Source organism: Petroclostridium sp. X23 (genome assembly GCF_030013905.1).
GTDB lineage: Bacteria > Bacillota > Clostridia > SK-Y3 > SK-Y3 > X23.
The window spans coordinates 1,382,741-1,398,106 of the sequence record NZ_CP124862.1 but is presented as its reverse complement, the minus strand read 5'-3'; the positions used below and the strand labels follow the sequence as shown (position 1 = coordinate 1,398,106).

At 37.9% G+C, this 15,366-nt stretch carries 12 protein-coding genes; 11 read left to right on the top strand and 1 reads right to left on the bottom strand.

From position 1 onward, the window contains the following. Positions 1-68 precede the first annotated feature (68 nt). Positions 69-2,426: a DNA internalization-related competence protein ComEC/Rec2 gene (locus QKW49_RS06850; protein WP_282866806.1), complete on the top strand. Its 2,358-nt coding sequence runs from the start codon at positions 69-71 to the stop codon at positions 2,424-2,426. Next, positions 2,423-3,436 (top strand): DNA polymerase III subunit delta, encoded by a 1,014-nt coding sequence (gene holA, locus QKW49_RS06845; RefSeq protein ID WP_282866805.1) that lies wholly within the window; start codon positions 2,423-2,425, stop codon positions 3,434-3,436. Before QKW49_RS06850 ends, holA begins: the two co-directional genes overlap by 4 nt. Positions 3,437-3,466: 30 nt before the next feature. Here the strand turns inward: holA and rpsT are convergent, their stop codons facing one another. Then, positions 3,467-3,733, bottom strand: coding sequence for a 30S ribosomal protein S20 (gene rpsT / locus QKW49_RS06840; protein WP_282866804.1), 267 nt, complete (start codon positions 3,731-3,733; stop codon positions 3,467-3,469). A 146-nt stretch (positions 3,734-3,879) separates the two neighbouring features. On the opposite strand from rpsT, the gene gpr reads away from it, so the two are divergent. The 9 genes from gpr (at position 3,880) to dnaJ (ending at position 15,293) form a co-directional block, all read left to right on the top strand. Beyond that, on the top strand, positions 3,880-4,860 hold the full coding sequence (gene gpr / locus QKW49_RS06835; RefSeq protein WP_282866803.1) for a GPR endopeptidase: 981 nt from the start codon (positions 3,880-3,882) through the stop codon (positions 4,858-4,860). Positions 4,861-5,061: 201 nt separating this feature from the next. Continuing rightward, positions 5,062-6,363, top strand: a complete 1,302-nt coding sequence (locus QKW49_RS06830) for a stage II sporulation protein P (protein WP_282866802.1) — start codon at positions 5,062-5,064, stop codon at positions 6,361-6,363. 85 nt (positions 6,364-6,448) lie between these two features. Next, entirely contained in the window at positions 6,449-6,793 is a 345-nt protein-coding gene (locus QKW49_RS06825; protein ID WP_282866801.1) for a hypothetical protein, read from the top strand. Between the two features lie 305 nt (positions 6,794-7,098). Next, positions 7,099-8,907, top strand: coding sequence for a translation elongation factor 4 (lepA, locus tag QKW49_RS06820; protein WP_282866800.1), 1,809 nt, complete (start codon positions 7,099-7,101; stop codon positions 8,905-8,907). Between the two features lie 102 nt (positions 8,908-9,009). After that, the gene (hemW, locus tag QKW49_RS06815) at positions 9,010-10,143 is read left to right on the top strand and encodes a radical SAM family heme chaperone HemW (RefSeq protein ID WP_282866799.1); all 1,134 of its coding nucleotides are present in this window, start codon (positions 9,010-9,012) and stop codon (positions 10,141-10,143) included. 106 nt (positions 10,144-10,249) lie between these two features. Beyond that, on the top strand, positions 10,250-11,317 hold the full coding sequence (gene hrcA / locus QKW49_RS06810) for a heat-inducible transcriptional repressor HrcA (protein WP_282866798.1): 1,068 nt from the start codon (positions 10,250-10,252) through the stop codon (positions 11,315-11,317). After that, entirely contained in the window at positions 11,298-11,936 is a 639-nt protein-coding gene (gene grpE, locus QKW49_RS06805) for a nucleotide exchange factor GrpE (RefSeq protein ID WP_282866797.1), read from the top strand. Before hrcA ends, grpE begins: the two co-directional genes overlap by 20 nt. Positions 11,937-12,057: 121 nt before the next feature. Continuing rightward, positions 12,058-13,911: a molecular chaperone DnaK gene (dnaK, locus tag QKW49_RS06800; protein ID WP_282866796.1), complete on the top strand. Its 1,854-nt coding sequence runs from the start codon at positions 12,058-12,060 to the stop codon at positions 13,909-13,911. Positions 13,912-14,156: 245 nt separating this feature from the next. Continuing rightward, a complete protein-coding gene (gene dnaJ, locus QKW49_RS06795) occupies positions 14,157-15,293 on the top strand; it encodes a molecular chaperone DnaJ (protein ID WP_282866795.1) in 1,137 nt (378 codons plus the stop codon). The last annotated feature ends 73 nt before the right edge of the window (positions 15,294-15,366 follow it).

Genomic DNA, 15,366 nt, shown 5'->3' with positions numbered 1-15,366 from the left:
TACATATATATAAAAACAAAAGACGTATTGCACGTCTTTTGTTTTTTTGTGATGCTGGAGGGTTTACTATGAAAAGACTTCTAAGTTGGGCAGCTTTCGTGTATATAATGGGAATCCTATTGGCGATGTTTTTTGAAATGAATGTAATTGTATGGATGAGTATTTTTTTGCTGCTGGTCGGGATTATAAAGTGTCTCATAAGCAGAAACAGCTGTTATTATGCGCTCATATTACTAATATGTATCTTAGGTGGATGCTGGAGATTTAATATAATGACAGAGGCATTATTAAATCCTATCCATGAATATATCGATCAGCCTATCACGTTTATATGCAGGATATCCGATCTTCCAACGGTTAAAGGTAAAAATATTCAATACAATGCTCAAGTTGAAACTGTACAATACCGTGGGAAAAAAGTTGCTGTAGATACAAAAATACGGCTCATCTGCTCTAATGAGAGCAAAGAAAGCTTTCTTTACGGAGATACTCTTCAGGTAACAAGCAAGCTTTACTATCCGTCTCATTCTTTTAATGAAGGTGGATTTGATTATAATTATTATTTAAGAACAAAAGGGATTTATGCAGTCTGTTTCGCGGCACCCTATCAGATAAAAAGAATTGAAAAGAATATGCGGGTAAATACATTGATTGATTTGTGTGTTGGAATAAGATATTCCGTTATGAGTATCATTGACCGCTTTCTTCCGGCGGATGAGGCAGCATTGTTAAAGGGTATGATGTTGGGAATAAGAGATGGGTTTTCTGAAGAAATGAAAGAAGAATTTTCGAAAACCGGACTGGCCCACTTGACGGCAGTTTCAGGTATGCATGTCGCTATCTTTGTTGGTGGGGTCATTTGGTTATTAAGTATTGCTGGAATAAACAAATATCTAATAAATATAGCAGGCATTATTTTTATCATACTCTTTATCATTATAACAGGTTGCACCCCTTCGGTTTTGAGGGCCGGTTTGATGGCAGTCATCTTTTTACTGGCTTTCTTGGTCAATAGGGAACCGGATGCGGTTACTTCTTTGAGCACTGCTTCACTGGTAATATTAATATATAATCCTCTTAATTTGCTAAACGTAGGCTTTCAATTGTCTTTTTGTGCAACAATCTCATTGCTGATCTTTTATAAACCGATACATCATCGGTTGAAAGTATTGCCTAAGATGGTACGTGAAATCGCTGCCGCTTCTGTCAGCGCTCAAATAGGTACGGTGATGATTACGGCATATCATTTCAATAGTATTTCTATTGTAGGGATCTTGGGGAACCTCATTATAGTACCGATGGTCTCTTTTGCTCTTTTTGGCGGTTTGGGGTTATATTTATTAGGAAGTGTGAGCGCTTTTGCAGGTAAGATCGCAGCCGGATTTTGTTATATACTTCTAAAATTTATTTTAATGATGGTTCATTTTATTGCTGCGTTACCTATATCTGCTGTTAGAGTGCCCAGTCCGAATGTATCCATGGTTATTTGTTATTTACTTATTGTATTTATCCTGTATAATTTAATACAGGAGACTAAAAATACAGTTCATATAAAAATCGCGCTGCTGGTGTTGGCAATAGTAGTCGGTACAGGTACAGTGGCAGGGATATATAATGGGAAAGACCTTGAAGTAGTCTTTGTAAATGTAGGTCAAGGGGATTGTACATTAATACGATGCCCTGATGGCAGAAATATCATCATAGATGGTGGGGGCAATGAGGGAGAAAGCGAGTATGATATCGGAAGAAACATCGTGATTCCCTATCTGCTTAAAAAAGGGGTTATGCAAATAGATATGGCGGTTGTATCACATTACCATGATGACCATGCTGAAGGGATTTTATCCATCATGGAAGAGATGCCGGTTAAATTACTGCTACTCCCGCAGCGGAAAAATGTAAACAGCCTAATGCAGCGACTGATAAAAACAGCACAACAGCATAATGTTCCGGTGTATAATATTGAGAAAGGCACATTTATTGATATGGGTAAAGGGATTACAATGGAAGCTTTATATCCCGATGTCAACCAAGTGGACAGCTATCCGGAAGATGAGGAAAATAACCGGTCTCTGGTATTGGCATTGCGACATGAAGCTTTAAGGTTTCTTTTTACCGGAGATATTGAGAAAGAAGCGGAATCGTATTTAATTAGACAAGGCATTGGGCTAAAAACCGATGTTATAAAGGTGCCGCACCACGGATCAGATACATCTCTTACCGATGATTTTTTAACTGCGTTAGCTCCAAAATACGCAGTGATATCGGTAGGCAGGAATAGCTTCGGGCATCCGGCGGAGGTGGTTTTAGAAAGGCTCATGCACAATCATGTTAAGGTATATAGGACGGATATTAATGGTACTATCACATTTGTATCGGACGGCAGATCTATCAAAGATGTGAGATTATATAGAGAAGGTGAATGAATTTGAGTTTGGAAGTATTTAAAAAACGTCTAAAGGACGGATCTCTTTCAGGGATATATCTATTTTGCGGTCAAGAAGACTTTTTAAAAGATTATTATATCAATCAATTAAGGCATGCTGCGGTAGATGAGACATTGAAGGATTTTAATTACTATTATTTTGAAGGGAAAGGTATCGATTTGAGACAGGTGGAAGATGCAGTTGAGTCGCTGCCTGTAATGGCTGAGAGAAAGCTGTTGGTCATCAAGGACAGTGAGATTTTTAAATCGCCTAAAGCAGCAGATAAAATATTTTGGGAAAACTGTCTTGGAGATATACCTTCATATGTCTGCATTGCTTTTTATGAAAAAGAAATCGATAAAAGAAGCAAGCTGTTTAATATTATAAAGAAAAACGGGCTTATACTGGAGTTTAAATTTCAAAAAATAGTAGATTTGGTAAACTGGGTTGCAAGAGTGCTCAAATCCTATCATAAGAATATGCAAAAGGAAGATATATATTATTTTCTTCAGCACTGTGATGCGGGCATGGTAGGTATAAAAAACGAGATTGATAAACTGGTTCACTTTGCGGCAAATAAAGAGACCATTAGCCGAAAAGATATTGATGCGGTTTGTTCCAGATCGGTGGAGAGCAGGGTTTTCAATATGATTGATGCATTAATGGAAAACAAGATGCAGCAAGCTTTTCAACTTCTTGAAGACATGAAGATGTTAAAAGAACCGGTTATAAAGATATTATCCTTACTATCAAAGCATTATGCAGATCTTCTTAAGGTGAAGCTGCTGCTGGAACAGGGGGCAGGCAATGAGAAAATCGTTAGTGAGACCGGGGTCCCCCATTTTGCAGTAAGGAAGTATATCCAGCAGTCTTATGGGTTTTCAATAGACCGCCTTCATACTATTCTGAAGGAATGCTTAAAAATCGATTCCGATATAAAAACCGGTAAGATAAATGACTGGATTGCTTTAGAAACTTTTATTGTAGGGTATGGGGTTAATAAAAAATAAAAAAAAACGTACTATAATAGTACGTTCTTTTTATGCGCTTATTGATTTTAATTTGCTAGTTAGCTGAGATTTCTTTCTAGCAGCAGTATTCTTATGTAGAATACCTTTTGCAACAGCTTGGTCTATCTTTTTAACAGCTAGCGTGAAAGCTGCATTTGCCTGTTCTGTATTTCCTTCAACAATGGAAGTATCAAATCTCTTAATAGTTGATTTTAAAGATGATTTAATCATTTGGTTTCTTAAAGTTTTTACCTTTATAACCTTAACTCTTTTCATAGCAGACTTAATGTTAGGCAATATATTCACCTCCAGTATTCTGAATTCACAAAGCATATTTTAACATGAAAAATAAAAAAAAGCAAGGATTATTTCAAGTATAAAAAATCAACCAATAGTAAAATTTAATATTAAATCAAATACATACATTATTGGAGGATATGCATATGAGTAATATCAGAACAGATTTGGCTCTTGAAGCGAGAGAGATGTACCAACAAAATGCGAACCAGGAATCTGAAGTTCCCGGTGTAGAAGTAGAAAATGCGGGGAGTAAAGATATATCAGTCACAAGAGTAAAAGTTACTTCTTCAGAAGGTGTAGAAGCGATGGGAAAACCAATGGGCAGCTATATTACTTTGGAAGTCCCACGTTTAAGAGAAAAAGATCAGGATCTGCAGGAAGATGTGTGTAAAACTCTGGCAAAAGAGATATACAATCTTATCAAGATAGATAAAAAATCCAATGTCCTGGTTGTAGGGTTGGGAAACTGGAACGTGACTCCCGATGCATTGGGGCCAAAAGTAGTTTCGAGTTTAATGGTCACACGGCACCTTCTTGAATATATACCTGAGCAAATAGATGAAGGAGTCCGTCCAGTTTGCGCAATTGCACCGGGCGTATTAGGATTAACGGGAATTGAGACAGGAGAAATTATTAGAGGTATTGTTGATAGAGTAAAACCGGATTTGGTAATAGCCATTGATGCGCTTGCGTCCAGAAGGCTGGATAGAGTGAGTACAACCATACAAATCGCAGATACGGGAATCAATCCTGGCTCCGGAGTAGGGAACAAGCGTATGGGCTTAACACTCCAAACCCTGGGTGTACCTGTCATCGCCATTGGGGTACCTACGGTTGTAGATGCGGCTACGATGGCCAACGATACTATTGATCTTGTGATTGATTCAATGATAAAACAAGTTGAGCAAGGATCCGCTTTTTATGAGACGCTTAAAAATATGAATCGGAACGACAAATATGCACTGATTCAGGAAGTATTATCCCCATATATAGGAAATCTGATGGTAACCCCAAAAGAAGTGGATACGGTTATTGAGGATGTATCCAAGATCATCGCTAATGGCATTAACATTGCTCTTCATGAAGGAATAGAACTTGATGATGTAAATAGATATGTGCATTGATGAGTTCACAGTTTACGGTTCACAGTTCACAGAAATCAAGTTCTAAATTCTGATCATTATACGATTGTTGGGGCGGCCAGTGGCCGTCCGCTTTTATAATTTTTTATATTCATAAATCCGTCTGCTTTTGAATATCATTAATTGAATAGCTATGTGAATTATATCGTATGGTTTATACATGTACAAAAGCGGGGGATAAAGATGATAAGAATTAGAACAGTAAACAGAAGAAGAGTAGTATTATTATTCATATTGATCATCGCGTTATTTTATTTGTTTTCACATGTGTTACTTATAACAAATAAAATAAATCTATATATAAACAAGCAATTCCTTTTGGAAGAGATTGGCTCATCAAGTTTAGTAGAAGAAGATTTTTTAAAATCCCACATTAGCAATGTATTGCCTGTCATAAATGTTCTAAAGCAAGGAAAGACAAGCAGTATAGCAGAGGATAAAGACATAAGATGGTTTGTAGAATTTGTTACAGGATTTGATTTAAGAAAACCTGCCACTATCATGAGCAGCCAAATATTATTGATGAAAAAGTATGAAAACCAAATGGTAAGGGCATTAGGTCCCGGCTATGAGAGTGCTGTGTGGAATCCGAGTGTTGGAGAGAAAAAATCTTTGTCCGCTTCAAATGATGCGGATATATCCCCTGAGGATAATGATACGGAAGAGTACAAAAATCAAGTCGGTTCAGAAGAGGAATCAGGCAAAGAAGTAGTAGAAAGGACAATTGTCAATGCATCGGGAAGTGAATTTGCAGAAGGTATTTATATAAAAAATGAGGCTAAAAAAGATATTAATATCGCACAATTATTAAAAGAAGATTTAAAAATCGACCTGTCGGCAAAAGGCCCTCAGGTACTTTTAATACATACGCATACGTCCGAGGCGTATAATCCCACCCAAAAGAATAATTATACGCCTAGTGACCCAGACCGGACAGAAGACCCCAAATATAACGTTGTAAGAGTTGGGGATGAAATAGAGAAAAATTTGAAGAGTATGGGGATATCGGTTATTCATGATACCACTGTGCATGATTATCCATCCTATAACGGCTCATATAAAATGGCGTTGGAATCAATACAAAAGCAATTGAAGAAATATCCATCTATTAGTGTTATCCTTGATATTCACAGAGATGCACTGATTTATGATGATGGAAAAAAACTAAAGGTAACTGCTGAAGTAGGCCAAGAAAAGGCAGCGCAAGTTATGCTTGTTGTAGGTACCGATGCGGGAGGTTTGACACATTCAAGTTGGAGAGAAAACTTAAAACTGGCGTTAAGAATGCAAAAAAAATTCACGGAACTGTATCCGAATCTTGCACGACCAATTAATTTAGCTCCTTATAGATATAATCAGCATACGTCATTCGGTTCACTGATCGTAGAAGTAGGAGCCAACGGGAATACGCTGGAAGAGGCACTGGCCAGCAGTAAATACATTGCTAAAACGCTTGCGGAAGTATTAAAAGAAATAAAGAAATAAATTCCTATGTTACCATAACTATTACTGTATTACCTATGCAATATAGGGAAAAATAACACTAATGACAAAATCTTGGAGGTGCATTATGAACAGGGTAGAATTATATAGGCGCCGAAAACGTAATAAGCGCTTATTGTTATTTACTATTCTCGCCTGTTTCGCAGTATTAGTTGTCGGATTGATTACAGTTGATTATGCTGTTAATTCAATGCTAGGTGTAAATGACGAAATAAAAATTGCCACCCTTGTAAAAACAGGAGATTCTATATATGAAGTGAATTTTATGAATTGCCAGGAAGACATTAACCTTAGTTATTTAAAAAAGGACTGGAATCGTGTGACAGCATGGCTTAATCAATACTATGAAAGAGCGGGAGAATATGTCTTGAAAATAAGCGATTATACAAAGGAAGTTACAAATACAAAATAGGTATGGCACATATTTATGCCATACCTATTTTTTTACTGACAAAAACGGCTCATATATGCTATAATGTTGCAATGATAATGGATATAGTGTAAGATACTCAATATATAACGCATTAAAGTTTTTACATTGGCAAATGGTTTTGAGGTGGTGTATGTGTCCTTCAGAGACGCGCCCAAACTCACTTCGTTCAAACAGTGGACGGTCTCTTACGGAAACATACACCACTCCAAACCTACCGTTACTGTAATTTCTTTAATGCGTTATATATAAATTGTTTGAGTGCTCGAAGGAGGAACTGTTTGCGCATGACCAATAGAAGGCAGGATAGAATAAAAAATTTCTCAATTATTGCACATATAGATCACGGTAAATCTACTTTGGCGGATCGACTGCTTGAAAAAACGGGTGTTTTGACTCAAAGAGAGATGGAAGATCAAGTATTGGATAATATGGACCTTGAAAGGGAACGGGGAATTACCATTAAGGCACGTGCTGTAAGACTTGTATATAAGGCTCACGATGGAGAAGAGTATATTTTAAATCTTATTGATACCCCGGGACATGTAGATTTTAATTATGAAGTATCCCGAAGCTTGGCTGCTTGTGAAGGAGCTATTTTGGTAGTGGATGCTGCTCAAGGAATTGAAGCTCAAACGCTGGCAAATACTTATCTTGCTTTGGAGCATGACTTGGAAATCGTTCCTATTATCAATAAGATTGACTTACCTAGTGCAAGACCTGATTTTGTAAAGAATGAAATCGAAGATGTAATAGGAATTGTTGCGGAAGATGCGCCATTGGTTTCCGCCAAGCAAGGGATCGGCATAGAAGATGTATTGGAGCAGATTGTAAAAAAGGTTCCTTCTCCAAAAGGAGAAGAAGACGCACCGCTTAGAGCGCTGATATTTGATTCCTACTATGACAGTTATAAAGGTGTTATCGCGTATGTGAGAATAAAGGAAGGCAGTGTATCACCGGGAACGCGGATTAGAATGATGGCTACCAATAAGGAATTTGAAGTGACCGAGGTTGGATATTTAGCGCCGGGAGGATTACTAAATACCGATGAGCTGCTGGCCGGAGAAGTAGGTTTTGTTGCGGCGAGTATCAAGAATGTGAAGGATACAAGAGTGGGTGATACCATTACGACAGTGAAAAATTCGGCAAAAGAGCCGCTGCCCGGTTACCGGAAAGTTAATTCCATGGTTTTCTGCGGAATTTATCCGGCTGATGGTGCAAAATACGATGATTTAAGGGACGCGTTGGAGAAACTTCAACTAAATGATGCATCACTTAGCTTCGAGGCAGAAACTTCTATTGCATTAGGCTTCGGTTTTAGATGCGGTTTTCTTGGATTGCTGCATATGGAAATTATTCAGGAACGTTTAGAACGGGAATATAATCTTGATCTTGTAACGACGGCTCCAAGTGTAATATATAAAGTGGTCAAGACCAGCGGGGAAGTTATAAATGTAGATAACCCCACAAACCTTCCGTTACCTGCGGAAATTGATTATATGGAAGAGCCTATTGTTAAGGCATCTATCATGGCTCCGACAGAATATGTGGGTAATATCATGGAACTGTGCCAGGAACGCAGAGGCATCTATAAGGACATGAATTATTTGGATGAGGGCAGGACAGTGATTAGCTATGAACTGCCTCTAAATGAGATCATATATGATTTCTTTGATGCGCTGAAATCACGATCCAAGGGCTATGCATCCTTTGATTATGAATTAATCGGATATAAAAAGTCCGATTTGGTGAAATTAGATATACTATTGAACGGTGATGTGGTAGACGCACTATCATTTATAGTACACTCGGAAAAATCCTATACGCGAGGTAGAAGAATTGCCGAGAAATTAAAAGAATCCATACCGAGACAGATGTTTGAAATACCTATACAGGCGGCGGTAGGGAATAAGGTGATTGCCAGAGAAACGGTAAAAGCCATGCGTAAGGACGTACTGGCCAAATGCTACGGCGGAGACATTACCCGTAAAAAGAAACTGTTGGAAAAGCAAAAAGAAGGTAAAAAGAGAATGCGCCAGGTAGGTTCTGTGGAAGTACCACAAGAAGCGTTTATGTCGGTATTGAAGTTGGATTAGAATTTGATGTGTGAGGAGTGAGGAGAGGACAGTGGGGAGTAACAAGCAAGGTTACTATCCACTATTCGCTCCCCGCTCCTCACTTTTTTAAGGAGAGCAACCATGAAAATGACCGGTTTGTATATCCATATTCCCTTTTGTGTACAAAAGTGCTATTATTGTGATTTTAATTCTTATGCGGGTATTTCACACATGCAAGAGGAATATATCGAGGGCTTGATAAAGGAAATGCAGTTATATAAGGAAAAAATGAACGCCACTGCATTAGAGACAATATTTATTGGAGGAGGAACACCCACCTGTCTTGCACCGAAACTGCTGGAGAAGATGCTTAAGAGTTGTTACGAGTTGTTTCATATAAAGGATGGCTGTGAAATTTCAATAGAGTCAAATCCCGGTACTTTATCAAGAGAGAAGCTGAGGGTACTAAAACAGTATGGCGTGAATCGTTTAAGCATAGGCTTGCAGTCTTGGGATGATGAGCAGCTAAAAACTTTAGGCAGGATACACTCTAAGGAAATATTTAAAGAAAACTACTATACGGCAAGAGAAGAAGGATTTAACAATATCAATGTTGACCTGATGTTTTCATTACCTAAGCAAAAATTGGAACACTGGCACACTACACTTGAAAATGTGATAAACCTAGCGCCGGAGCATGCTTCTTGTTATGCACTTAAGATTGAAGAAGGAACAAATTTTTACCGGGATTACGAAAATGATATATTACAACTGCCTGATGAAGAATCGGACCGACAGATGTATCATATGGCAATAGAGATGTTGGAAGCCAATGAGTATCATCATTATGAAATATCCAATTTTGCCAAGAAAGACTTAGAGTGCAGACATAACTTGCTGTATTGGGAAGCAAAAGAATATATCGGGGTTGGAGCCGGAGCACATTCTTATATAGATGAAGTAAGGTATTCAAATGTTTTATCTCCGCAGGAGTATCTGAAGAAAATTAACATGATGCAACTGCCTAATGAAGAAGAAAACCGATTAACGGTGGAGGATAGGATGTCGGAGTATATGTTCCTGGGCCTCAGGCTGATGAAGGGGGTAGATTCCCGAGAATTTTACCATCGATTTGGTGTTGCGTTAGAGGATGTATATGGTAAGCCATTGGAAAAATTCATCAATATGGGTATGGTGGAAAAAAACCAAGATATATTTAAACTTACCAAACGGGGAATAGATGTGTCAAATCAAATTTTTATAGAGTTTATATAGAAGATATTTTTAAAATACACTTGACAAAAAAATTAACAAGTGATATTTTAAGAATATATTTTAGCACTCATTACATTAGAGTGCTAACAAAGTTGAGGTGATTATAGTGGAATTGGGTGAAAGAAAGAGAAAGATACTTCAGGCAATTATTGATGACTATATCTGTACAGCAGAACCGGTGGGTTCTCGTACGATTGCAAAAAAGCATGAGTTAGGTCTTAGTTCTGCTACAATCCGTAATGAGATGGCTGATCTTGAAGATATGGGCTTTCTTGCACAGCCTCATACTTCAGCCGGAAGAATTCCTTCCGATTTGGGATACAGATTATATGTAGACCAGCTTATGAGAAGATACAAACTTACAATAGATGAAATAAACAGTATTAAATACGCAATGGAATTAAAGATACAGGAGTTAAATGATCTTATTCAGCAAGCATCCTATGCGATATCCAAATTGACGCAGTATACGACCATCGTATCTACGCCCCAAATGAAGAAAAGTTCAATAAAGCATCTGCAGTTGGTGCCTATTGATTCGGTGACTGCGTTGTTAGTATTGGTGACAAACGCGAGTGTTGTAAAGAATAAAACCATTAAGCTGGATTGCGCGGTTGATATTGATTTTCTTAATAAATTGAGTAGTATTCTAAATGAAAAATTAGGTGGTCTAACCATCGAGCAAATTACTTTGCAAAAAATCCAGGAAATTAGGAAAGAAATGGGCTATAATGAAGAAATGCTGATGCCTATATTGGACCATATCTCTGAGAGTATTAATTCGATAGATAATGCTGAAGTTTTTTTAGGTGGAACAACAAACATTTTCAATTTTCCGGAGTATAACGATATAGAAAGGGCCAAAGAGTTTTTTGGTTTTATAGAAGAAAAGAAGAGCTTATATAAACTTTTAAATGGTATGCTGCAGACAAAAGGCGTACAGCCCTCTAAAAATATTAATATTGTTATCGGTAGAGAAAATGAATTTATCGAAATGAAAGATTGCAGTATTGTTACGTCTTCATACTCTATCGGTGATAAAATTGTTGGAGTGATTGGGATTATCGGTCCTACCAGAATGGAATATGCCAAAACCATTTCATCGCTGGAGTATATGACTGATAGTTTTAACCGTATGCTAATGAGATTATTTAATGAAGGCAAGTCAGATTAATAACAGCGAAGGATGTGAAACAATGAATAAAAAGACAACAGAAGCTAAACAACAAGACTTAGAAAATGATATCAAGGATGATGAGCAAAATGTATCTTCAGGCCAGCACAGTGCGCAGGTTTCTGAAGAAAATGACGCTGCTTCACAGCAGGCGGATATTGAAGTATTAAAAGCTGAGTTGGAGGAAAAATCTAAAAAGAGTGACGAGTACCTTAGTATGCTGCAGCGAACAATGGCTGAGTTTGATAATTATAAAAAGAGAACTGCAAAAGAAAAGGAAGGTATTTTCAGTGATGCAGTGTGTGATACCGCTTCCCACTTTCTTACTGTTCTTGATAACTTGGAAAGAGCAGTTGATTCCTGTAAAGAAGGAGCAGATGCAGGCAAACTGTTAGAAGGCGTAGAAATGGTTCTTAAACAGTTCAAAGATTCTCTTTCTAAGCTTGGAATCGAGGAAATTGAAGCAAAAGGCAAGAACTTTGACCCTGAGCTTCATAATGCCGTGATGCATGTTGAAGATGAAGAAGTGGGAGAGAGTATCGTTTTGGAAGAGTTCCAAAAAGGATATAAGCTGAAAGATAAAGTCATTCGTCATAGTATGGTCAAAGTGGCAAACTGATTTAGTTCACGGTTCACAGTTCGCGGATTTGCTGTGAACTGTGAACTGTGAACATAAGTAGATGTGAGATTATTAGCTATTTATAGTGATATTAAATATTAACTTTAGGAGGTATATCAACATGGGTAAAATAATTGGTATTGATTTAGGTACAACAAATTCCTGCGTAGCCGTAATGGAAGGTGGAGAACCGGTTGTTATTGCAAATGCGGAAGGGGCTAGAACCACTCCGTCAGTGGTTGCATTCACAAAAGCAGGTGAAAGACTGGTAGGTCAGGTAGCAAAAAGACAAGCTATAACCAATCCGGATAGAACCATTATCTCAATAAAAAGGGATATGGGTACTGATAGAAAAGTTGAGATTGATGATAAGAAACATACACCTCAAGAGATTTCTGCGATGGTTCTGCAAAAATTAAAAGCAGACGCGGAAGCATATCTGGGAGAAACTGTAACTCAAGCGGTTATTACTGTGCCTGCATATTTTAGTGATTCACAAAGACAGGCAACAAAAGATGCCGGTAAAATCGCAGGCTTGGAAGTTTTAAGAATTATCAACGAGCCGACTGCCGCTGCATTAGCCTATGGTTTAGATAAAGATCATGATCAAAAGATTATGGTATATGACTTGGGCGGAGGTACGTTCGACGTATCCATTCTTGAAATCGGAGATGGCGTTTTTGAAGTTCTTGCAACAAGCGGTAATAATCGTCTTGGTGGAGATGACTTCGATGAACGCATCATCAATTATCTTGCGGAAGAATTCAAAAAAGAAAATGGTGTAGATTTAAGAAATGATAAAATGGCACTTCAAAGATTGAAAGAAGGGGCTGAAAAAGCTAAGATAGAGCTTTCCGGAGTAACTACTTCAAACATTAACCTACCGTTTATTACTGCAGATGCAAGTGGACCAAAACATTTGGATATCACTCTAACAAGAGCAAAATTCAATGAATTGACTGCTGATCTGGTTGAAAAAACGATGGAGCCTACAAGAAGGGCGCTGCAGGATGCCGGATTATCTCCAAATCAAATTGACAGGGTACTGTTGGTTGGAGGTTCTACAAGAATTCCTGCGGTTCAAGAAGCAGTAAAAAGATTAATAAACAAAGATCCTCACAAAGGCATTAATCCTGATGAGTGTGTTGCGATCGGAGCTGCAATTCAGGCAGGTGTACTTGGCGGAGAAGTAAAAGATCTGTTGTTGCTGGATGTTACACCGCTATCTCTTGGTATTGAAACTCTAGGCGGAGTATTCACAAAGTTGATTGAAAGGAATACCACTATTCCTTCCAAGAAGAGCCAAACATTCTCAACTGCTGCTGACGGGCAGACCAGTGTTGAGATTCATGTCCTTCAGGGAGAAAGAGAAATGGCTGCATACAATAAAACATTGGGAAGATTCCATCTTACCGGTATTCCACCGGCACCAAGAGGAGTACCACAGATCGAAGTTACTTTTGATATTGACGCAAACGGAATCGCGCATGTATCTGCAAAAGATTTAGGAACCGGTAATGAGCAGAAGATTACTATTACCGCAAGTACAAACTTAAGCGATGACGAAATAGATAAAGCGGTGAAAGAGGCAGAAAAATTTGCTGCTGAAGATAAACAGAAGAAAGAAGAAATTGATGTCAGAAATAATGCTGATTCCATCGTATATCAGACTGAAAAAACTTTAAATGATTTAGGCGATAAAGTAAGTGCGGAAGAAAAATCACAGATCCAAGCAGAGGTGGAGAAAGTGAAAGAAGCACTAAAGGGTACTGATACAGAAAAGATAAAGAATGCAACTGAAGAATTGACAAAAAAATTCTATGAAATATCTGCTAAAATGTATCAGCAGCAAGGCGGTCCACAGGAAGGACCAGGATTTGATCCTGGAGCACAAGGTCAGGCGCAACAAGGTCCTAACGGAGAAAATGTTTATGATGCAGACTATAAAGTTGTGGACGATGAAGAGAATAAATAACACTTAACAAACTAACTCATTTGGTAGTACTTTTAGCAGGGCTGAAGCTATATATTAGCTTTAGTCCTTTTGATTGCTTTATGATATGCAGTAATGGATTTTGGTATTCTAATGGTTATTAATGTGCTATAATAAAATATGTGATAAGAAAAATAATTCATGTAAGTTACTTAGAGTAGCTTTTATAGTTAGATTATTATGAAATAAATAATATATTCGTAGGTGTTTTGTGAAAGGTGGTAAAAATGGCTGAAAAACGGGATTATTATGAAGTTCTTGGCATAAATAAAGGTGCATCTGATGCTGAAATAAAAAAAGCCTATAGAAAATTGGCAAAGCAGCACCACCCTGATGTAAATCCGGGCAATAAAGAGGCTGAAGCAAAGTTTAAAGAAGCAAATGAAGCATACGAGGTTTTAAGTGATCCTCAAAAAAAATCAAGATATGACCAATTTGGCCATGCAGGAACAGATCCTAACGGTTTTGGTGGCGGAGGCTTTAGTGGCGGCTTCGGTGATTTTGATATTGGGGATATATTTGACTCTTTCTTTGGCGGAGGCGGATTTGGTTCTTCTTCCAGAAGAAATGGGCCACAGAAAGGTAGAGATATTCGGACAGATGTGAGTATTTCTTTCCAAGAGGCTGCGTTTGGTGTAGAAAAAGAAGTTAATATTTTCAGAATGGAAAATTGTAGCGTGTGTAATGGAACCGGTGCTAAACCCGGAACTAGTCCTGTGACATGTTCAGTATGTAAAGGTACCGGTCAGATTCAGTACAAACAACGTACACCTTTCGGGCAGTTTGTCAACGTAAAAACCTGTGATCATTGTCATGGAGAAGGAAAAATTATTTCGGATCCTTGTAAAGAGTGTCATGGCAAGGGAAATATACGTAAAGCTAAAAAAATCAAAATAAATATTCCGGCAGGAATAGATGACGGACAGACAATCTCTTTGAGAGGCGAAGGAGACCCGGGAGTCAAAGGCGGTCCGGCGGGAGATTTATTTATTTCTATCGGCGTAAAGCCGCATCCGCTGTTTCAACGCCAAGGCACCGATGTAATATGTGAGATACCTATTACTTTTGTTCAAGCTACATTAGGTTCTGAACTTGAAGTTCCAACATTGGATGGAAAAGTGAAATATTCCATACCTGAAGGAACACAATCAGGAACCGTATTTCGTCTGAAAAATAAAGGTATTCCGCACATTAGAGGTTACGGCCGTGGAGATCAATATGTAAAAGTGATGGTAGAAGTGCCTAAAAATCTCAGTGAAAAACAAAAGGAGATTTTAAAGCAATTTGCAGATCTTGAAGGTGAAGATACCCATGAGCAGCGCAAAGGATTCTTTGAAAAAATGAAGAGTGTATTAGGTATTTAAACATACAACTTAGAATTAAGAATAAAAAAATGAGAGATACTAATAGACAATAATGAACATACAATTGGCAATC